Origin of the sequence: uncultured Cocleimonas sp., assembly GCF_947495625.1 — a bacterium.
Classification (GTDB): Bacteria; Pseudomonadota; Gammaproteobacteria; order Thiotrichales; family Thiotrichaceae; genus Cocleimonas.
The window spans coordinates 119,344-139,787 of sequence record NZ_CANLZW010000008.1; the positions used below are offsets into that span (position 1 = coordinate 119,344).

The window sequence follows — 20,444 nt, forward strand, 5'->3', positions numbered from 1 at the left end:
TATTAGATGCATCTAATTCACCATATAATACGTTGATCAGCTGTGATTTGTGCGTAAGGGCTGTTTTATTATAAAATCACTGTGGATAATATAAATAACGACCTTATATTGGGTATATACAAGGTTTGAAAATTAAAAAATTTAAGGGATAGTAATGATTAAGAAAATAATATTAGGAACCACGTTGTTCTTTCTTGCTTCAACAATGACGCCTGCATTTGCTAAAGTTGAAAGTACAGATGCCGATACAGCAAAAACCATAACTAGTTTAAAAGCAAAGCTTAAAACACGTTTTAGATCGGAGCCTTCTTCAATTAAAGAAAGTTTGCTTCCTAATGTTTTCGAAGTGATGTATGGAACTGAAGTTATTTATGTATCAAATGATGGTAAATACTTTTTAGCTGGCGATATGATTGATCTGGATACTAGAGAAAATCTCTCTGAAGTCGCAAAGCAATCGGTCCGTAAAGAAATTATGGATAAACAGGATAATAAGCCAGTTACTTTTAAGGCAAAAGATGAAAAACATGTACTACAGGTTTTTACTGATATTGATTGCCCATACTGTGCAAAATTACACAGAGAAGTACCAGAGTTAAATGCAAAAGGTATAACTGTTGAATATTTGATGTTCCCACGAGCCGGAATAGGATCGGGATCATTCAAAAAGGCAGTAAGCATGTGGTGCGCTGATGATAATCTGCAAGCAATGACTGATGCTAAAGAACGCAAGCCGATTGCTGACAAGACTTGTGATAATCCTATTGAAGCTCAATATTTACTAGGACAGGAAGTTGGCGTGACGGGAACACCTGCTCTAGTAACTGAAACTGGGCGTTTAATCCCTGGTTACATGCCAGCAGATAAATTGGCAGCTGCATTGGATGCTGAATAAGTAGAAATTTGATATTTAAATTTCTTTCTCGTTAATCCATCCTGAGGTATAGTCATTGCTTCAGTAAATTTTCTGCAGGAGAGATTCGGCATTTATTGTTAACTACTTAGTTTAGTTATCTAGTTATTGTTGAACACCGAAGGCGCAAATCCGCTCGGAAACGCTCAGGTAAAAGGACTGCAAGTAAAAACACTGGCTCTGGAGAGTGAAACACAGTTTCCACCGAAGGGTTTAACCTAATCTTGCTTTATTGGCATATATTTAGGGAATCTCTCAGGTACAAGGACAGAGGGGCGGCAGATTGAATAATCTGCCGCCCTTTTTTTTGTTTAAATTTAAGTTTAAAGGAAATTTATATGTCCGAATCATCACAGAATCAAACACCTAAAAGAACCCCGTTATACGAAAAACATCTTAAAGCTGATGGCAAAATGGTAAATTTTGCTGGTTGGGATATGCCAATCAACTATGGATCGCAAGTAAAAGAGCATAAACAAGTCAGAGAAGATGCAGGTATGTTCGATGTTTCCCATATGGTTGTTTTAGACTTTAAAGGAAACGATGTAAAAAAATTCCTTCAGCATTTACTAGCTAATGATGTTGCCAAATTAAAAGATCCCGGAAAAGCGCTATATAGTGCAATGCTAAACGAAAATGGCGGTGTTATTGACGATTTAATCGTTTATTACCTAGCAGATGATTTTTATCGTATGGTTGTTAATGCAGCGACTCGTGAAAATGATCTTAAGTGGATAGAGAAAGTAGCAGCGGATTTTGATCTTACTCTTACAGAAAGAGATGATCTGGCAATGATTGCAGTTCAAGGACCTAATGCACGAGATAAAGCTAATGCTACTTTGAGCGAATCTGATCAAAAATTAGTTTCAGGTTTAAAGCCATTCTTCGGTGTCCAGATAGGTGATAGTTTCTATGCTCGCACTGGTTATACTGGTGAAGATGGATATGAAATCATGGTACCTAATGAAACAGCTGCTGAGTTGTGGGACAAGCTTCTAGAAAACGGCGTAGAACCTATTGGACTTGGCGCACGTGACACACTTCGTCTAGAAGCAGGAATGAATTTATATGGCACAGATATGGATGAGTCTATATCGCCTTTAGCTGCAGCCATGGGTTGGACGATAGCCTGGGAACCAGAAGATAGAGACTTTATTGGCCGTGCTGCTCTTCAAAAAGAAAAACAAAATGGCTCTAAAGAAAAACTGGTTGGATTAGTTCTGGAAGACAAAGGCGTATTACGCGGTCATCAAAAAGTAGTTACTGAATTTGGCGAGGGTGAAATAACGAGCGGTTCTTTTTCACCAAGCCTAGGTAAAGCCATTGCATTCGCACGTATTCCAACAGAAGCAAAGGAATCATGCCAGGTTGATATCAGAGGAAAGCTATTAACTTGCCGAATCATCAAACCACCATTCGTTCGAAATGGTAAATCACTCATTTAGAACTAGAGTGTTAAACACATAATTTTAAACTTTTTTATTTAGAAAATATTAACTGTAATCGGAGAAAAAATATGAGTAATGAAAATCCAAGCGATCTTAAATATACCAAAACTCACGAATGGGTTAGAGACAATGGCGATGGAACTGTAACTATTGGTATCACTGAGCATGCTCAAGAATTATTAGGTGACGTGGTTTTTGTAGAATTACCAGAAGTTGAAACGACGCTTACTGAAGAAGAGAACTGCGGTGTTATTGAATCTGTTAAAGCGGCGTCTGATATGTACGCACCTCTAGCAGGTGAAGTTACTGAAGTTAACGAAGAGCTTGATGGCGAACCAGAATTAATCAATTCAGCACCATTTGGCGAAGGTTGGATTTTTAGCATGAAACTCAACGATATTGCTGACCTGGACAACCTCCTAAGTGCAGACGAATACGAAGCTGAGTGTCAAGAATAAATAACGCTCTCTAAATACCATTTGATTATTAACCCTTAACAATGCATTCAACTTATCTATGAAAAATTTACCACTAAATATTTTAGATCAGCACGATGATTTCATTTCTCGTCATATCGGACCTCAAACGGAAGACTTGAATGAAATGCTGGAAGTTATCGGCGTTTCATCACTCAATGAACTTGCTGATAAAACTGTCCCTGAAACTATTCGTATTCGTGAGCCATTAAAGCTGGATGATAGTTGTTCTGAAAGAGAGGCTTTAGAGACGCTACGTGAAATTGCAGATAAGAACATTGTTAATAAATCATTTATTGGCATGGGGTATTACGACACTATCGTACCTTCAGTAATACAGCGTAATGTATTAGAAAATCCTGGGTGGTATACCGCTTATACACCATATCAGGCTGAAATTTCTCAAGGCCGTTTAGAAGGGCTACTGAATTTTCAGCAAATGATCATGGATTTAACCGGCATGGACATGGCGAATGCTTCATTACTTGATGAGGCAACAGCCGCCGCAGAAGCAATGGCTTTATGTAAACGATCTAATCGTTTAAAAACAGATAAGTTTTTTGTAGATGAGGCTGTTTTTCCACAAACACTTGAAGTGATGAAAACACGCGCACAATATTTTGGTTTTGAGTTAATTGTGGGTAATCCTCAGGAAGATTTAGAGCAACACGAAGTATTTGGTGTTTTACTGCAATATCCCGGCACTTCTGGAGAGATAGCTAATATTGAGCCAATTATTACACAAGCGCACGAACAAAATGCGCTTGTGTGTGTGGCTGCTGATTTGATGTCTTTAGTGTTGATAAAGTCACCCGGTGAAATGGGTGCTGATATTGTTTTCGGCACCTCTCAACGTTTTGGTGTACCAATGGGCTTTGGTGGTCCACATGCTGCATTCTTTGCCGTTCAAGATAAACTAAAACGTTCTGTACCTGGTCGAGTCATTGGTGTTTCTGTAGATTCTCGTGGTAATCAAGGTTTGCGAATGGCTATGCAAACACGCGAACAACATATTCGTCGTGATAAAGCCACTTCAAATATTTGTACTGCTCAAGCTTTATTGGCAAATATGGCTGGCTTCTATGCGGTTTATCATGGAGCAGAGGGTTTAAAACGTATAGCTTCAAGAATCAATCGTTTAACCAGTATTTTTGCTGCAGCGGTTCGTCAAAGCGATCTTTCAAAGGCTGAATATATCGTTAATACAAGCTGGTTTGATACTTTAACTGTATTTGTAGGCGATCATCAGCAGGAATTTTACAAAGCGGCACTAAATAAAGGCATAAACCTAAGATTAGTTGAGTCTGACAAACTTGGAATAAGTTTTGATGAAACTAAAACAGCTAAAGACCTGGAAACACTCTTTGATATCTTCTTCGGCAGTGATCATGGTTTAACGGTAAGTGCACTCGATGATCAAATAATCAATGAGAAAGCTGAGTCTGGCATTCCAGCAGATTATCAGCGTGAAACTTCATTCCTAACTCATGAGGTTTTCCATCAGCATCATACAGAAACAGAAATGATGCGTTACCTTAAGCGTCTTGAAAACAAAGATTTATCACTCGTACATGCAATGATTCCATTAGGGTCATGTACGATGAAGTTAAATGCAGCTAGCGAACTAATGCCGCTTAGCTGGTCAGAGTTTTCTAACGTCCATCCTTTTGCACCTAAAGATCAAACAGATGGCTATCGCGAAATGATTGATCAGTTAGAAGCATGGTTATCTGAAGTGACAGGTTATGCTGCGGTGTCAATGCAGCCTAACTCTGGCGCACAAGGCGAATATGCAGGCCTTGTTGCCATCAATCGTTATAACAAAAGCATAGGGCAGGGACATCGTAATATTTGCCTTACACCGACTTCTGCTCATGGAACCAATCCAGCATCAGCAGCAATGGCTAGAATGAAAATTGTTCTGGTTAATTGTGATGATAATGGCAATGTTGATCTTGAAGATTTACGTACTAAAGCAGAAGCAAATAAAGACGATCTAGCCTGTATTATGGTTACATATCCTTCAACACACGGTGTATTTGAAGAAGGTATTGTAGAGATGTGCAAAATTGTTCACGATTGTGGTGGCCAAGTCTATCTCGATGGTGCGAATCTAAATGCTCAAAAAGGTCTATCTAAACCAGGTGTTTTCGGTTCGGATGTTTCTCATCTTAATTTACATAAAACCTTTGCGATACCGCATGGTGGTGGCGGACCTGGCGTTGGTCCAATCGGTGTACGTAGTCATTTAGCACCTTTTCTTCCGGGACATATTAATAACGAAGAAGATAAAACACACGCTGTATCTGGCGCACCTTTCGGCAGTGCATCTATTCTTACAATTTCATGGATGTATATGAAAATGTTAGGCGCCGAAGGTAATGCTGCTGTCAGTAAAATGGCAATACTCAATGCTAATTACATCACTGAACGCTTAGCACCTTATTATCCGGTACTTTACAGAGGCAAGAATGGTCGAGTTGCTCACGAATGTATCATTGATATTAGACCGATAAAGCATGATTCTGGAATTTCTGAAGAAGATATCGCTAAACGTCTAATGGATTATGGTTTCCACGCACCAACCATGTCATTTCCCGTTGCTGGAACGTTGATGATAGAGCCAACCGAGTCTGAATCTAAATATGAATTAGACCGTTTCTGTGATGCCATGATTGCAATTAAAGAAGAAATCATGAATGTTCAAACGGGTGTTTGGTCGTTAGAAAATAATCCTTTAGTGAATGCGCCACACACTATATTCGATGTTTCAGAAAACTGGGATCGTCCGTATTCTCAAGAAACGGCTGTTTTACCAAAGGGTGTGATAGCAACCAGTAAATATTGGCCTACAGTTAATCGTATAGATAATGTGTATGGTGACCGTAATTTGGTATGCTCTTGTCCTTCTATAGAAAGTTACCGATAAATACCCGTAACTTTAATTAGATCTACATAATCTAAATGAAGGAGCCACTATGGCTGGCAGCGGTAATACAGGCATAACACGCTGGGTAAAAGCTTTAGGCTTTACCTGGCTTGGTCTAAAAGCGACTTATAAGCACGAAGAGGCGTTTCGCCAGGAAGTTTGGCTATTGGTGGTATCGACACCTATCGCTTTATGGTTTGGTGAAACAGGAATAGAGAAAGCGCTGTTAATTGGAAGCGTGCTTTTATTATTGATTGTTGAGTTATTAAACTCTGCTATAGAAGCAGTTGTAGACCGCTTTGGTGGAGAACACCATGAGTTATCAGGCAGAGCTAAAGATATGGGTTCTGCTGCGGTATTCGTTGCAATGATGAATACTGCTATTGTTTGGCTATTTGTACTTTGGCCTTAATCAATGCCTTCAGTGAACAAAATATAAATGCTTAAATACACCTGTGAGTAAAAAAACTGCCGAAAAGTAGGGGGGTGTCATAATTACATATTGGCATTAGATCTAGCTCGATCATCGTCCATCGACATTTTACCAGACTTATATAAGAACTGGTAAAACCACACCCCCCTACTTATAGGCGTTTATTTGTTTGCTGACGCTGCCATTATATTAAATTTCTGCAAGTCAGTCAGTATATGCGCCGCTTCATTCAAGAACACATCTACTGGTTGTTTAGTGAAGATATCGTCATTTTTCTTTTCTTGTGCATCACGTAATTCTTTAATTGTTTTATATGCAGGTAAACCATTCGCTTTTTGTAGATTATTCTCCAACACCAATAATTGCTTATTGAAATCTTCACGTTTTGCTTTTCGTTTTTTCAGGTTTAGAGAAACAACTTTTTCATTGCCCGCATCTACCAATAGCTTTACTCTATCAACCGTTGTTTTAAATTTAGGGTCCTTAGAAATTCTTTCTAAGGAATTAGTTCTCGCTTGTTGAATAGCAGCAGCACCGAAGGCATTTTTATAATCCTTGTGTTTAGCTATATCAATACGTCTCCAAGGTAATGCATTCTTAAAAGCACGTTCCCCGAAATCTCCATCAACTTGCGGTAAATCCCAAGATAAATCCGGAACAACACCTTTATGTTGAGTACTTTCACCATTGACACGGAAGAATTGAGCTGAAGTAATTTTGATCTGCCCTAAAGGCTTATCAAATGTTTTACGTGTGTATGATTCTAAGGGTAAAACTGTTTGAACCGTGCCTTTACCAAAGGTAGTTTCTCCTATGATTACACCACGCTTATAGTCCTGGATAGCGCCCGCAAAAATTTCTGAGGCTGAAGCACTACCTTTATCAATCATTACTGCCATTGGACCATTGTAGATAACGCCAGAATCATTATCACGAAGAATATCTGTACGACCAGTCGTATCATTAATTTGTACAACAGGACCTTGGTCAATGAATAAGCCTGTCAGAGAAACAACTTCACTTAGTGATCCACCACCATTACCACGAAGATCAATAATTAAATCGTCAATGCCTTCTTTATTTAACTCGATTAACAATTTTTTAACGTCACGTGTGGTACCGGCATATTCAGCATCGCCACGATTACGCGCTTTAAAATCGATGTAGAAAGAGGGAAGATCGATAACACCGACTTTAACTTTTCCTTCTGGTCTGTCGATTTCTATAATTCTTTTACTTGCAGCCTGATGCTCAAGCTTTATTTTATCTCTAACAATTTTTACAGTCTTCGATTTACCACTTAAACCTGTTTCGTTAGGTAAAACCGATAACACAACAGTACTACCTTTCTTACCACGGATAATATTAACCACATCGCTTAAACGCCATCCAACGATGTCTTTGATGCTCTTTTCAGTCTTTTGACCCACACCAATAATTCTATCGCCAGCTTTGATTTGGCCAGTAAGATCAGCAGGTCCGCCAGGAACCACACTAATAATTTTAGTGTGTTCTTCATCTGTTCTCAGTACAGCGCCAATTCCACTTAAAGACAAGCTCATATTGATGTCGAACTGTTCGGAAGAACGTGGAGACAGATAAGAAGTATGCGGCTCAATAGCGCCGGCGTAAGCATTCACAATAGTCTGGAATAGCTCATTGCTTTTAATCTGGTTGGTTCTTTTTGTCATGCTTGCATAACGTTTTTTTAACTTACTAATGACTTCAGCTGGTTTTTCATCAGAAAGTATCTGATTGATGTAGTCATTTTTTATGCGTTTATCCCAAAGCATATTTAGGGCAGTTGCATTTACTTCCCAACGCGCTTTTTCGCGATCCAGATTGTATTCTTCATCTTTGGTTAAATCGAATTTCTGTCCTAGGCGTTGAATCGCATATTTAGAACGTTCATTAACTCTTTGCTGATACTTTTTGAAAATATTTACCGCAACTTCAGTATCGCCCGCATTAATATAATCGTCAAACTTATCGCGATGCTTGTTGAATTGATTGATATCCGCCTGAGTAAAATAAATACGGCTTGGATCTAGCTGTTTAATGTATTGATCGAGTATTTGTCCGGAAAATTCATCATTAAGCTCAAACTTTTTATAGTGATAGCGCTTTAACATGCTATTGATGATTTTGTATTCGAAGGTATGTCTTGGTGTTAACTCTTCAAGATTAGTTTCGGTTTTTTCAGCAGCATTTGCAGACTCTATTAATGAAGTGCCAGCAGGTGGCGTACCTAAACAACCAACAGTGATTGAAAGTAGCCCCGATAATAGTGAAATCTTTAATATAGAATTCATCTTTAGGGTTTTAAGTTTATTTTTGGTATTGATCATTATAGTTAGTATCTGCAAAGTTGAAATAATTCAAAAAATATCAAAAGACTATATCATTCGACGTTAGAAAAAACTATTTACACACACCGTCTATGTCTATAAATATTAGTGAATTGTGGGATTTACACTAAGTCTTATACTTAATACGCCACATATTTAAAAATAGAGGCATAAGTATCATTTTCAAGTATGTGCAGTTATATAAATCACGGTATGATTGGTTTTTACAATTTTAATAAATAGGTTAACGCTACAGTGAAGAAGATAGGAATAGTTGGTGCAACAGGATACACCGGCGTCGAATTACTCAGAATATTAGCAACTCACCCAGACGTTGAGATTACTTATGTAACATCTCGTTCTAATGCGGGTACACGAGTAGATTCAATGTTTCCTAATTTACGTGGATTTGTAGATCTTGAGTTTAGTGACCCGACTACTGATGCTTTAGCACAATGCGATTTAGTCTTTTTTGCTACGCCTAATGGTGTTGCTATGAACCATACTGCTGAATTGATAAAAGCAGGGGTTAAAGTAATCGATTTAGCCGCCGATTTTAGAATTAAAGACCTCGACGTCTGGAGCAAATGGTATGGAATGACCCATGCTTGTCCTGAGCTTGTAGAACAAGCCGTGTATGGGTTACCTGAAATCAACAGAGAAATGGTCAAGTCAGCCAATCTTGTAGCAAATCCCGGTTGTTATCCTACTTCAGTTATTTTGGGTCTGATGCCATTATTGGAATCGAATTTAATCGATCTTGATAATATTATCGCGGATACCAAATCAGGTGTTAGTGGTGCAGGTAAGCAGGCTAATGTGGCAACACTGTTTAGTGAGATGGGAGAAAGTTTCAAAGCTTACGGTGTTGGTGGACATAGACATCTACCTGAAATCGCTCAAATATTTTCACTAATAGCAGATACCAAGGTTGATCTTACTTTTGTGCCACACTTGTTGCCTATTATTAGAGGGATACATGCGACTATCTACGCAAATTCTAACAGCGATATTGATTTCCAAACGCTTTATGAAGATCGCTATAAAAATGAATTCTTTGTAGATGTATTACCACAGGGATCCCACCCTGAAACCAGAAGTGTTAAAGCCTCTAATATGTGCCAAATAGCCATACACAGAATTCCTGATACTATGCGTGTGATTGTGCTGTCTGTTATCGATAATCTGGTAAAAGGCGCAGCCGGCCAGGCAGTACAAAATATGAATTTAATGCTTGGGCTTGAGGAAAATACGGCTATTAATAAGCCTGCACTTTTACCTTAAAACCAGCTATAACAAAACTATACAAATTAAGTTAAAGAAAAAGAAGACTTTATAAGATACGGAATACGCAGGAAATATAATGTTAGCCAAGAAAAAGAAATATGATGAGATCCATCGAACCAGGATCGATTCTTTAGTAGGTGAAAATACTATCATTGAAGGTCATATGAATTTTGAAGGAAAGATGCATATAGTTGGCACAGTAATAGGTGATATTAATTCTGAGGCGAAAGATTCATTGTTGATCTTGAGTGAAGGCGCTCTAGTGGTAGGAGATGTCAAAGTAAATCATTTGATAGTCAACGGCCAAATTGACGGAAATGTTTATGTTGATGGCAAGGTTGAATTATTCGATAAAGCCCGCATAAATGGAGATGTACATTATAGTTTGCTTGAGTTGCCAGTAGGAGCAGAAGTAAACGGAAAACTATTAAGGCAAGATGATAAATAGAACAGACCACAAAAGCCTTTAGAGGCTCAGGTCTAGTTTCTAAATTTAAGCATTAAAAAGATATGGTTTATTTAGTTTGAATACCAATCTAAGGTAAACTAACAAAGTATCTAAAACAAATTTTTAAATTAGTTAACTCTTTAAACAATACATAAACGTAAAGTTCTGAGATAAGTAGCTAATTAACAAAATATAAACGATTTTATAAAGGTTATTATCATGACAGCAGAAACAGCTACAGTAGCAACAGCAAGCGCAGCACCTATTTTAAATTTTACAGATGCGGCTGCTAATAAAGTGAAAGGTTTGATCGATGAAGAGCAGAACGACAATCTAAAGCTGCGCGTATTTGTCTCTGGCGGAGGTTGTTCAGGCTTCCAGTATGGTTTCACGTTTGATGAGAGCATCAATGACGGTGATACCACTGTTGAGAAAAATGGCGTTAAACTTCTGATCGATCCTATGAGTTTTCAATACCTTGTTGGTGCTGATATAGACTACACAGAGGGTCTGGAAGGATCTCAGTTTGTTATTCGTAATCCGAATGCTAAAACTACTTGTGGTTGTGGATCTTCTTTTAGCCCAGAGTAATTTGTACTTATTTTGATTATAAAAAAGGCAGCTTAAAGCTGCCTTTTTTGTTTTTATAAGATTAGAGATTAGAGATTAGAACGTTGATAGTTCTATTCCCACACTCAACATATTTATATCTGTTGAATCTGTATCTGATGTTTCAACATCCAGTATTTTTTCCCACTCTGCGCGAAGCTTGGTATTTTCATTAATATTCATTTTTGCGCCAACACCATAACTCGCACCAAAACCGCTAGTACCACCATCGGTATTATCACTACTCCAGCGTGTTGCACCTATTTTACCAAATACATCAAACTGTTCAGTGACGGGAAGTGTTCCTACACCATAAGCAGAAAATGCACTTACATCAGAGTTTTCACCATTCTTATAGATATCTCCAAGATTCATATAAGCACCTTCAACGCTTAGTTTATCGGTAAACTTATAACCCCCAAATACCTTCCATGCGGTATCTGTATCTTCACAGTTTGATTCACCCGAGCAATAACTACTTGCTTCAGATGCGCCAATTGAGCCGCCAAAAAAGTAAGGATTTGCTATTGAACCAAAACCACCTGAAGTGTTATCAACATAGTTAGTTGAAGCTTTTTGATAATCAAATGCTTTTGGTAAATCAGCAATAGAAACAGAACCTATAGACATTAATCCGATCAAAATCACGGATTTCTTTAAGGACATCATTTTTATACCCCAATTTTATTATTATTTTTCCTTGGAGATAATCTTATTCCACCTAATCAAATGGGTAAAGAATAGCTAGATAAGCGGTTAATAAATAACAGCTGTTTTATAGGTCTGAAACAGCCTTTTACCCTGATTGATAGTGCCTTTTGCTGTTAGATGAGTGACATCGTATTTTTCCAATCCATTCATCGACATGAACGTAATCGTAGGGTCATCATTAGCTAACTTCTTTTGAGCAGTAACAATTTCTGGTTGAGTTCTAACTCGTGGATGTTGTTCATCAACACTCAATATCACTGGAAGTGATGGATTTCGTAGCACATGATTACGCATATTCTTTAACAGGTTATTTAGACGCCAATAATATTCTTTTGCTAAATAAGGGTTATTCGCATCAGTTTCACCTTGAATCCAGATAAAGGCTCTCGGGGTGACAGTATGACCTTGATTTTTTAGCTCATGGATCGCCACATTGAGATTACGTACCATATCATCATACAAGCCATTTTGGCCGGGTGCTTTCCAGTCTGTTTTTATGCTGGTGCCACCAGAACTATATTTGAAAATGGCGGGTCGCATATTTAATTGAAAAAGGGCACGGGCAAAAGTCACTTCTGGTCCAAAATGTCCTTTTTGAAAATGACCAATCTGAGGACCTAAGGTTTCCCATTGTTTTTTAGAAGAGCCATAATTGAGTGCTTCAAAATAAAAGGGTATTTCCGCATCTTTGTATGTTGGATCAGGTGGGTACATCGCTGCGTCACTGCGCCAACCTTGCATATTTGATTGACCTGCCATGATGAATAAATCTATTTCATCTGCATAGGCTGTAATTGTAAAAATGTGTAATAAAAGACAAAGTGTGATTTTCATAGATTATGATACAGCGGTATAAGCAGTTATTTATGTTGAGTATGTTGCTATTTCATATCAATTTTATCAAGACGTTTATTTGATTTAAGATGGATAGATACATTAGCCAGATAATTAGTGTTGATAAATTGCACTAAATTATTTTATATCAGATAATTATCAGCTTAGTATTAGCCGTTACAATTATAAAAAACTGGCTAAAAGTGGGGGGGTGTAAATTAACTCCTTGATTCACAATATTCAACGGATAACAGTAATAAAACATCTGTTTTAATTGAAAATCCTACGGAAGTTAAATGTTAAAAATTATTCTACCCATTCTTGTTTTAGCTGCAGCATTTACTTATGCAAAACACCTGAAAGAAACCGCACCAGAAGCGGTCAAAAGACCATTTGTAAAACGTTTAACCGTAGTTGAAGTGGAAACGCTTAAACCGACTCAATATACCGTTAATATCGAGGCTTCTGGTACTGTAAACGCCGGCACACAGACGAATTTAGTCGCAGAAGTCTCAGGACGAATTGTCAATATCTCAGATAACTTTCTTGAAGGAAACTATTTTGATAAAGACCAGACCTTACTAGAAATTGATAAATCCAATTACATAAATGCAGTTGATATTGCTAAAAGTGATGTGGCTGCCAATGACGCTAGCTTGAAACAGATCAAGGCAGAAGAAGATAGCAACAAACAATCTATACAACTCGCCCAACAAAATCTGGCTTTGGGTAGAAAAGAACTAGCTCGAGTTAAATCACTGCTTAATAAAAAACTGATATCAAGATCACTGGTCGATGCAGAAGATCAAAAAATTAATCAATTACAACAAAGACTTCAAGAGTTGAGGGGATTACAAACTACCTTTGCCAGTAAAAGAAATGCGACTCAAGCGAAAATTAATTCGACTAAAGCCAGACTAAAACAAGAAACGTTAAATCTTTCTCGAACTCAATTAAAAGCACCTTACAGAGGAAGAGTCCTGACGAAGAATGTAGATTTTGGTCAATATGTCTCTGTAGGGACGGTATTAGGTGAAATTTATGCAACCGACTACGTTAACGTCGAACTTCCTTTATCATTGAGCCAGTATGAATTATTAGGGATGCCAGAAGCATTCAGAAATAAAAGTATAGACACTAAAGATCTTCCCGAAGTTGTTCTTACAAACCCCGATAGCCTGAAAAATGACAAATGGCTCGGACGAGTTGTTCGTACAGGTGCTGCTCTGGATTCTGCAAGCAGACAGATCAACGTTATTGTTCGTGTTGATGACCCTTATGAAGCTAAAGAAGGTATTTCAACACCTATTCGTATTGGTCAGTATTTGAAAGCAACTATTAAAGGAAGAACCTTTAAAAATGTATTTGTATTGCCATCAATTGCAGTTATTTATAACCGCGAAATAAGATTACTTGAAGACGGTAAAATTAAAATAGAGCCGGTAAAGGTAATATGGAACACTAATTCTGAATCAGTCATAGAAGCTAATCCTGATTTTATTGGCAAACAAATTATCACGACTAATTTGACTCAGGCTATTGATGGAATGGAAGTCATTACATTAGAAGAACAAAATAAATTAAATAAGAAAAATACATTAGGTAACAAAAGAAAAGGGGATAAAGAATCCAATAAGAAAGATAAAAAAGGCGAAAAACAATAAATGGATAACAACTCAACTGGCAATGCTGAAAATACAATTGCCAAACATCCTAAAAATTCGTCTCAATCTCAAGGTGTTATCGCCTGGTTTGTAAATAACCCGGTAGCCGCGAATATTCTTATGATAGCGATAATTGCATTTGGACTATATGCAGTTGCTAAAAGAATTCCACTTGAGACTTTCCCTTCCTTTGAAGCTGATATAGTCAACATTACCGTCGTTTATCCAGGTGCAACCCCTCAGGAAGTTGAAGAAGGCATATCCATACGAGTTGAAGATGCCATTGGTGATTTGCCGGGTATTGAAAAGATCTACAGTGACTCAGCTGAAGGAAGATCTTTAGTCAGGGCAGAAATATTAAAGCAGTATGATACAACTAAACTGCTGAATGAAATAAAAACCAGAATTGATGGTATTTCATCTTTTCCAGAAAATGCTGAAAGACCTACAGTAGAACAATTGATTAGAACGAGAGAAGTTATAACCGTTGTTCTCTATCAGGATAATCAGGATGAAGTTTCATTGCGAAGGAACACGGAAAAAATTCGCGATGAAATCAGAGGCTTACCCAATGTAACTCAAGTCTCAATGGGAGGAATACGTCCTTGGGAAATAAGCATTAATGTGCCAGAAGCAACATTAAGACAATATGATTTAACGCTAGATGATATCTCTTCTGTGATTCGAAATGCTTCCCGGGATATTCCAGGCGGAACCATAAAAACCCAATCCGGAGATATTCTGGTAAGAGCGCTTGGACAAGCTTATAAAAAAGATGATTTTGCCAGCATCAAAGTTATCAGCAAAAGTAACGGCACCAGTATTCGTCTTGATGAAATTGCAGAAATTAATGACGGCTTTAATGAAGACCCGCTTTATAGTGAATTTGATGGAAAGAAAGCCGCATTTATTAATGTTGCGCGAGTAGGTGATCAAAATGCCATTGAGTTGGCGAACACCGTTAAAGACTATATTGATAAACGCATGGAAACCTTACCCGCTGGTCTATATTTAACCTATTGGCAAGATAGTTCAAAAACAGTAAAAGCACGCTTAAACACCTTAACCAAAAGTCTGGTTCAGGGTATTGGTCTTGTTTTATTATTATTGGCGTTATTCTTAAGACCTGATTTAGCTTTCTGGGTGAGTGTCGGTATTCCTATTAGCTTTCTTGGAGCTTTAGCAGTAATGCCACAGTTAGGAATGACATTAAATCTGGTCAGTATGTTTGGCTTTATTTTGGTGCTTGGAATTGTGGTTGATGACGCTATCGTCACCGGCGAGAACGTATACACTCACCTACAGAAGACTGGCGACCCTCATGAAGCAGCAATCGAAGGAACTAAAGAAATAGCGGTTCCCGTAACGTTTGGTGTATTAACGACTGTAGCCGCATTCCTGCCTTTACTTCTAATAGATGGAAGAAGAGGACCTATATTTGCTCAAATTCCTATGGTCGTAATTCCGGTTCTATTATTTTCACTGATTGAATCAAAATTCGTTTTACCTTCACATTTACGTCACATGAAATTACGTAAAGACACGGACAACCTCAATATTCTTACTAGAATGCAAAGAGCTATTGCTCAAAGCCTGGTCTGGTTTATCGATAATATATACGGGCCTATTTTAAATGTTAGCCTTAATTTCCGTTACGCAACCTTATCAATTTTCATCGCAGTTTTGATTACTACTATTACTTTAGTTACTACTGGCAGATATAAGTATACTTTTTTTCCTCGTATAGAAAGCGAAATAGTCTCTGCAACTATTGAAATGCCTGAAGGTACAGCGCTTGAAGTAACCGAGAAATATGTTAAAAAAATGGTGGCAAGTGCGGAAGCTTTACAAAAGAAATACATAGAACCTTATGATGAAGAAAGCGATGAAGGATCGAATGCTGAAGGTGCTGTAAATGCACAATCAGGAGAATCCAAAGACGTTAAAAAAGGCAAAAATCTTATCAAACACATTCTGGTTACGGTAGGAAATGCTGGCAGAAGACCAAGTGGAAGCACTGGTGTATCTAACATTGCATCAGTCACTTTTGAAACCATACCTCCGGAAGAAAGAAAGCTTAATATAAGCACCAGAGAAATCGTTAAAGAATGGCAGACTCTAATTGGAACAGTCCCTGGCGTTAAAGAACTCAGTTTCAGGGCTGAATTAGGTAGGGGGGGCGAACCTATCGATGTCCAGTTAACAGGTAATAATTTCCTTATACTTAATGACGTGGCTCTCTTGGTTAAAGACAAATTAGGGGAGTATGAAGGATTATTCGATATTAAAAACACCTATGAAGGAGGCAAGGCCGAAGTTCAACTAAGAATTAAACCGGCAGCAGAGCAATTGGGTTTAAATCTTACTTCTTTAGGATTACAAGTTAGACATGCCATATTTGGTGCAGAATCACAGAGAATACAAAGAAATCAATCTGAAATAAAAGTCATGGTGCGTGCGCCTAAAAATGAGCGCTACTCCTTATCCGGGCTTCAAAACCTCAGAATAAAAACCTCAACTGGGGCCTCAGTACCTTTAAGTGAAGTTGCAGAAGTCACTATAGGAAGAGGGTCTTCAACAATATCTCGTGTAGATAGACAAAGAATTATCAATGTAACCGCGGATTTAAACAAAGATAAGATTTCCGCCAACTCAGTCGTATCAGATCTAAAAACGTGGTTTCCAGACGTCCTTACTTCGTTTCCTGGTATTTCATTCGATATGGAAGGAGAGCAAAGGGAGCAGAAAAAGTTTGGTACAAGTCTTATCTTTGGTTTTGCCATAGCATTAACGGCAATTTACATATTACTGGCGATACCTTTTGGTTCTTACTTCCAACCCTTAATGGTTATGAGTGTCATACCATTTAGTATTATTGGAGCCATTGGTGGGCATGCCATTATGGGATTAAGCCTAAGCATTAGTAGTGTAATGGGTTTATTGGCATTAATAGGTGTTGTGGTAAACGACTCATTGGTATTAGTCGACTACACAAACAAAAAAATTAAGAAGGGTGTGCCTGTGGCCGACGCTATTCGGGTCTCAGGAAAGGCCCGTTTTAGGCCTATCCTGTTAACATCTTTAACAACCTTTGCAGGCTTAACGCCTCTAATCCTTGAGAAGAGTACTCAAGCACAATTTTTGATTCCTATGGCAGTGTCACTTGGTTTCGGAATTCTGTTTGCGACCATGCTTACTTTGATACTAATTCCGACCTTCTATTTAATCGTTGAAGATATGAGGTCGTTATTACAGAAATTACGAATCATAAAAGCGTAACTATTGAAGTCTATCAGGTATTTCTTTTTGCTTAGTTGCTAAGCAAAAAGAGATTAGAACGTCACTAGAACGAAATTAAAACGAAATTATTTTATCTATTGCTGCGTGTAATAATTCGCCATTCAATAACTGATAGACAAGAAAAGTAACCAAAGCTAATAAGACTGTAACTAATACATAAAATAAAATATTTGTTAACTTGTTTGCCGGTTCTGGGACTTCTCCGTATTGGTTTAATCCGTTAGTACCTGGTATTAAAGCAAATACGATATTGGCAAATGGAATTAAAGCCAAAACAGCTAACCACCCTGATTTATTGAAATCATGACAGCGTTGTATCGTAAGTCGCACAAGAATAAAGAACATAGCCATTATCGCTAAACCTAAAACCGCGTAAGAAGTTAATGTCGCAACACTTCCCATGTGCACTAATACACCAGCAATACTTGCGAAACTCCAAAAAAGAATAAATGGAAGCAACACCGAGTATAAGAAATAGCGCTTGCTACCGATTCTTCCATCAGTGGATAGTAGATTAACTTCGCTATATCGTTGCAAAGTATGATTTTCAAATTGCATATTCATAGTGTTTGAGTTCCTAGCCATCACAATATCCTTATAATGATTATTATTAACAATATTCACTTAACATTTACGTTACGTTGATTTTGACAGATCCAATATGATAAATATCCCGAGACACCGATAAGTGGACTAAGTGAGTCGCGTAACGGTAAAAATTAATAAAAACATAGTTATTTCAGATAAAGTGTTTTTCCCCATATTTATTAAAGATTTTCTCTATATAACAGACACAAAAAAGCCGCCAAATAGAAACTATTTGGCGGCTAGTTGACTTACTTAAAGCTTAAATATTACTCAGCTTTAGCTGGAGCCGCTGCTGCTGGTGCAGCTGCCGCAGGAGCTTTCTGTTGAGCTTGTGCTTTTTGATGTGCTTGAGCCATTGCTTGCTGTTGAGCAGCAATTTGCTTAGCAAATGCTTCGTATTGCTTACGCTGAGCTTCCATCTGTGCTTGCATTTGCTCAAAGCTAGGTGCTGCATAAGCAGGAGCCATCATTCGAGTTTGTGGTTGCATTTGAGGACGCATCATACGTTGCTGTGGCATCTGCATTTGTGGTGCATAACCGCGGTTGTAACCACCATAGTTATTATTGTTCCAAGGCATATTGCTGTTGTTGTTCCATGGCATGTTCGAACCATAGCCATTGCCACTGTTTTGACCGTAACCAGAACCGTACATATTTCCAGCAGTGTTACCGGCGCCGTCAAAGTTACCTGCTGTATTACCAGCACCCTGACCAGACCCAGTTAGGTTGCCAGCTGTATCCATGTCAGTCTTACCTTTACCTTTAAAAGTAATGCTGAAATCAACTTCACCGTCTGCATCGCCTTTACCAGTTCCCCAGCCTTGACCTGAACCAGTAGCATTACCAGCTGCATTACCTGCACCCTGCGTGTTACCAGCTGCATTTCCATAACCAGATCCAGAACCAGATCCATCATTAAAACCATCCCACCAGTTTGCTGATGCAGTTCCTGATAGTGCCATTATTGCTGCTAATGTTGCGATGTGTAATTTCATTTTAAACTCCTAGCGTGTAATTTAATAGTCGGGGGAATTAGTAGTAATACCTAATTTAACGATATTCTAATATGCTAATATAGCAATTGCAACTGTAAGTATCACTAAATATAAAAATACCTCTTCATGGGTAGGGTTATACATCTAGCCCTATATATACGTAGATATATAAGGATAATTACCCATTCAAGGCCCCAGAAATCTTATCTAAAAACACAAGAGAGTGAAAGATATTCATATTAATTGAATAGTAATTCTCCATATTTTGTATAATAAGAAATCAAGATTTGCGATGAATTTATAACTAAGAATTAACTGCTAACTAACTGTTAGTTAAAGCACATAAAGGGGAACAAATATGGGTATAGCACCTGTCATGCTGGATTTACATGGAACCGAAATAACTCAGCAAGAAAAAGAATTACTCAATCACCCACTAACGGGTGGAGTGATATTTTTCACCAGGAATTACGAATCTGTGGAGCAGTTATCTCGTTTGGTAAGCGATGTCAGAAACGCTACTAAAGATAAATCATTACTTATCTGTGTTGATCATGAAGGAGGGCGAGTACAGCGTTTTCGACCTGAGTTCACAAAATTGCCTGCAATCGCTCAATTGGCTGAAACAGATTCACCCGCAGAAAAATCCTATTCACATGGTTGGTTGATGGCCGCTGAAGTACGAGCAATGGATATCGATTTCAGTTTTGCTCCGGTACTCGATATCAACTTTGGCGTCAGTGAAGTTATTGGAGATCGATCTTTTAATCGAAATCCAAAAACCATATCTGCGCTAGCCACAGAATATATTAAAGGTATGCGTGAAGCCGGCATGGCTTCCACCGGAAAACATTTCCCCGGTCACGGCGCAGTAACTGAAGATTCACACCACGAAATTCCTGTTGATACACGAACCAGAGAAGAGATCTGGCAGGAAGACATTATTCCCTTTGCTGATTTGATCAAACAAGGTCTCGATGCGGTAATGCCAGCGCATGTTATCTATAAAGAAATAGACGACAAACCTGCTGGCTTTTCTCAATATTGGTTACAAACTGTTTTGCGTAACGAATTAAATTTTGATGGTGTCATCTTTAGTGACGACCTCACCATGGAAGGGGCGTCAGTCATGGGCAATTATGCACAACGAGCTGAAGCTGCTATAACTGCAGGCTGTGATATGGTTTTGGTGTGTAATAATCGCGAAGGTGCAATAGAAGTATTGGACAATGCCAAGATTGATCATAGTGAAGAATCTTCAAAACGATTGTTAAGAATGCAAGGCAAACCATTTATGAATCGCTCTGCTTTGTTAGATACGAAACGCTGGGCAGAAACCGTAGATGAGATTTCTGCACTTGCTTAAAAAAAGTACCTAGCTCTGCACTGCTGTCCCATAGTTATTCAAACTAAAGAAAGCCTGAACTTCAATTGTTATAATGTTTGTACCACCAAGCACTA

16 protein-coding genes and 2 riboswitches are annotated in these 20,444 nt (G+C 38.1%); of the genes, 11 read left to right on the top strand and 5 right to left on the bottom strand.

Features of this window, described 5'->3' with window-relative positions; all coding sequences use genetic code 11:
• Positions 1–154: 154 nt before the first annotated feature.
• The 5 genes from Q1A31_RS06490 to Q1A31_RS06510 all read left to right on the top strand — a co-directional run bounded on the left by Q1A31_RS06490 (position 155) and on the right by Q1A31_RS06510 (position 6,178).
• Positions 155–895, top strand: coding sequence for a DsbC family protein (locus Q1A31_RS06490; RefSeq protein WP_299874026.1), 741 nt, complete (start codon positions 155–157; stop codon positions 893–895).
• A gap of 65 nt (positions 896–960) precedes the next feature.
• Positions 961–1,085, top strand: a riboswitch (glycine riboswitch).
• 6 nt (positions 1,086–1,091) lie between these two features.
• Positions 1,092–1,186: riboswitch (glycine riboswitch) on the top strand.
• A 65-nt stretch (positions 1,187–1,251) separates the two neighbouring features.
• Positions 1,252–2,358 (top strand): glycine cleavage system aminomethyltransferase GcvT, encoded by a 1,107-nt coding sequence (gcvT, locus tag Q1A31_RS06495; RefSeq protein ID WP_299874029.1) that lies wholly within the window; start codon positions 1,252–1,254, stop codon positions 2,356–2,358.
• Between the two features lie 71 nt (positions 2,359–2,429).
• A complete protein-coding gene (gene gcvH / locus Q1A31_RS06500) occupies positions 2,430–2,819 on the top strand; it encodes a glycine cleavage system protein GcvH (protein WP_299874032.1) in 390 nt (129 codons plus the stop codon).
• A 58-nt stretch (positions 2,820–2,877) separates the two neighbouring features.
• Positions 2,878–5,766 carry an aminomethyl-transferring glycine dehydrogenase gene (gcvP, locus tag Q1A31_RS06505; RefSeq protein WP_299874035.1) on the top strand — a complete coding sequence of 963 codons (2,889 nt, stop codon included), beginning with the start codon at positions 2,878–2,880 and terminating at the stop codon, positions 5,764–5,766.
• Between the two features lie 49 nt (positions 5,767–5,815).
• The gene (locus Q1A31_RS06510; RefSeq protein WP_299874038.1) at positions 5,816–6,178 is read left to right on the top strand and encodes a diacylglycerol kinase; all 363 of its coding nucleotides are present in this window, start codon (positions 5,816–5,818) and stop codon (positions 6,176–6,178) included.
• A gap of 182 nt (positions 6,179–6,360) precedes the next feature.
• On the opposite strand, the gene Q1A31_RS06515 is transcribed toward Q1A31_RS06510, so the two are convergent.
• Complete coding sequence (locus Q1A31_RS06515; RefSeq protein ID WP_299874040.1) at positions 6,361–8,511, bottom strand: carboxy terminal-processing peptidase; 2,151 nt, start codon at positions 8,509–8,511, stop codon at positions 6,361–6,363.
• 291 nt (positions 8,512–8,802) lie between these two features.
• On the opposite strand from Q1A31_RS06515, the gene argC reads away from it, so the two are divergent.
• From argC to erpA, 3 genes are all read left to right on the top strand, one after another.
• Positions 8,803–9,831: an N-acetyl-gamma-glutamyl-phosphate reductase gene (gene argC, locus Q1A31_RS06520; protein ID WP_299874043.1), complete on the top strand. Its 1,029-nt coding sequence runs from the start codon at positions 8,803–8,805 to the stop codon at positions 9,829–9,831.
• A gap of 79 nt (positions 9,832–9,910) precedes the next feature.
• Entirely contained in the window at positions 9,911–10,282 is a 372-nt protein-coding gene (locus tag Q1A31_RS06525) for a polymer-forming cytoskeletal protein (RefSeq protein WP_299874046.1), read from the top strand.
• 219 nt (positions 10,283–10,501) lie between these two features.
• Complete coding sequence (gene erpA, locus Q1A31_RS06530; protein WP_299874049.1) at positions 10,502–10,873, top strand: iron-sulfur cluster insertion protein ErpA; 372 nt, start codon at positions 10,502–10,504, stop codon at positions 10,871–10,873.
• 75 nt (positions 10,874–10,948) lie between these two features.
• Here erpA and Q1A31_RS06535 read toward each other — a convergent pair whose 3' ends face one another.
• Positions 10,949–11,560, bottom strand: coding sequence for an outer membrane beta-barrel protein (locus tag Q1A31_RS06535; RefSeq protein WP_299874052.1), 612 nt, complete (start codon positions 11,558–11,560; stop codon positions 10,949–10,951).
• An 87-nt stretch (positions 11,561–11,647) separates the two neighbouring features.
• Positions 11,648–12,436, bottom strand: coding sequence for a sialate O-acetylesterase (locus tag Q1A31_RS06540; protein WP_299874055.1), 789 nt, complete (start codon positions 12,434–12,436; stop codon positions 11,648–11,650).
• A gap of 296 nt (positions 12,437–12,732) precedes the next feature.
• Here Q1A31_RS06540 and Q1A31_RS06545 point away from each other — a divergent pair, with 296 nt between their 5' ends.
• Together Q1A31_RS06545 and Q1A31_RS06550 are read left to right on the top strand one after the other, a co-directional pair.
• Positions 12,733–14,100, top strand: a complete 1,368-nt coding sequence (locus tag Q1A31_RS06545) for an efflux RND transporter periplasmic adaptor subunit (RefSeq protein ID WP_299874058.1) — start codon at positions 12,733–12,735, stop codon at positions 14,098–14,100.
• A complete protein-coding gene (locus tag Q1A31_RS06550) occupies positions 14,101–17,379 on the top strand; it encodes an efflux RND transporter permease subunit (RefSeq protein ID WP_299874061.1) in 3,279 nt (1,092 codons plus the stop codon).
• Positions 17,380–17,454: 75 nt separating this feature from the next.
• On the opposite strand, the gene Q1A31_RS06555 is transcribed toward Q1A31_RS06550, so the two are convergent.
• Together Q1A31_RS06555 and Q1A31_RS06560 are read right to left on the bottom strand one after the other, a co-directional pair.
• Positions 17,455–17,964 (bottom strand): DUF805 domain-containing protein, encoded by a 510-nt coding sequence (locus tag Q1A31_RS06555; RefSeq protein ID WP_299874064.1) that lies wholly within the window; start codon positions 17,962–17,964, stop codon positions 17,455–17,457.
• Positions 17,965–18,254: 290 nt separating this feature from the next.
• On the bottom strand, positions 18,255–18,983 hold the full coding sequence (locus Q1A31_RS06560) for a hypothetical protein (protein WP_299874067.1): 729 nt from the start codon (positions 18,981–18,983) through the stop codon (positions 18,255–18,257).
• A gap of 358 nt (positions 18,984–19,341) precedes the next feature.
• On the opposite strand from Q1A31_RS06560, the gene nagZ reads away from it, so the two are divergent.
• The gene (gene nagZ, locus Q1A31_RS06565) at positions 19,342–20,349 is read left to right on the top strand and encodes a beta-N-acetylhexosaminidase (protein WP_299874070.1); all 1,008 of its coding nucleotides are present in this window, start codon (positions 19,342–19,344) and stop codon (positions 20,347–20,349) included.
• The last annotated feature ends 95 nt before the right edge of the window (positions 20,350–20,444 follow it).

What these genes read in the sequence shown, in the direction of transcription:
- Q1A31_RS06490 (WP_299874026.1), top strand. Translation starts at nt 155, where the DNA reads ATGATTAAGAAAATAATATTAGGAACCACGTTGTTCTTTCTTGCTTCA.
- gcvT (WP_299874029.1), top strand. Translation starts at nt 1,252, where the DNA reads ATGTCCGAATCATCACAGAATCAAACACCTAAAAGAACCCCGTTATAC.
- gcvH (WP_299874032.1), top strand. Translation starts at nt 2,430, where the DNA reads ATGAGTAATGAAAATCCAAGCGATCTTAAATATACCAAAACTCACGAA.
- gcvP (WP_299874035.1), top strand. Translation starts at nt 2,878, where the DNA reads ATGAAAAATTTACCACTAAATATTTTAGATCAGCACGATGATTTCATT.
- Q1A31_RS06510 (WP_299874038.1), top strand. Translation starts at nt 5,816, where the DNA reads ATGGCTGGCAGCGGTAATACAGGCATAACACGCTGGGTAAAAGCTTTA.
- Q1A31_RS06515 (WP_299874040.1), bottom strand. Translation starts at nt 8,511, where the DNA reads ATGAATTCTATATTAAAGATTTCACTATTATCGGGGCTACTTTCAATC.
- Q1A31_RS06525 (WP_299874046.1), top strand. Translation starts at nt 9,911, where the DNA reads ATGTTAGCCAAGAAAAAGAAATATGATGAGATCCATCGAACCAGGATC.
- erpA (WP_299874049.1), top strand. Translation starts at nt 10,502, where the DNA reads ATGACAGCAGAAACAGCTACAGTAGCAACAGCAAGCGCAGCACCTATT.
- Q1A31_RS06535 (WP_299874052.1), bottom strand. Translation starts at nt 11,560, where the DNA reads ATGATGTCCTTAAAGAAATCCGTGATTTTGATCGGATTAATGTCTATA.
- Q1A31_RS06540 (WP_299874055.1), bottom strand. Translation starts at nt 12,436, where the DNA reads ATGAAAATCACACTTTGTCTTTTATTACACATTTTTACAATTACAGCC.
- Q1A31_RS06545 (WP_299874058.1), top strand. Translation starts at nt 12,733, where the DNA reads ATGTTAAAAATTATTCTACCCATTCTTGTTTTAGCTGCAGCATTTACT.
- Q1A31_RS06550 (WP_299874061.1), top strand. Translation starts at nt 14,101, where the DNA reads ATGGATAACAACTCAACTGGCAATGCTGAAAATACAATTGCCAAACAT.
- Q1A31_RS06555 (WP_299874064.1), bottom strand. Translation starts at nt 17,964, where the DNA reads ATGAATATGCAATTTGAAAATCATACTTTGCAACGATATAGCGAAGTT.
- Q1A31_RS06560 (WP_299874067.1), bottom strand. Translation starts at nt 18,983, where the DNA reads ATGAAATTACACATCGCAACATTAGCAGCAATAATGGCACTATCAGGA.
- nagZ (WP_299874070.1), top strand. Translation starts at nt 19,342, where the DNA reads ATGGGTATAGCACCTGTCATGCTGGATTTACATGGAACCGAAATAACT.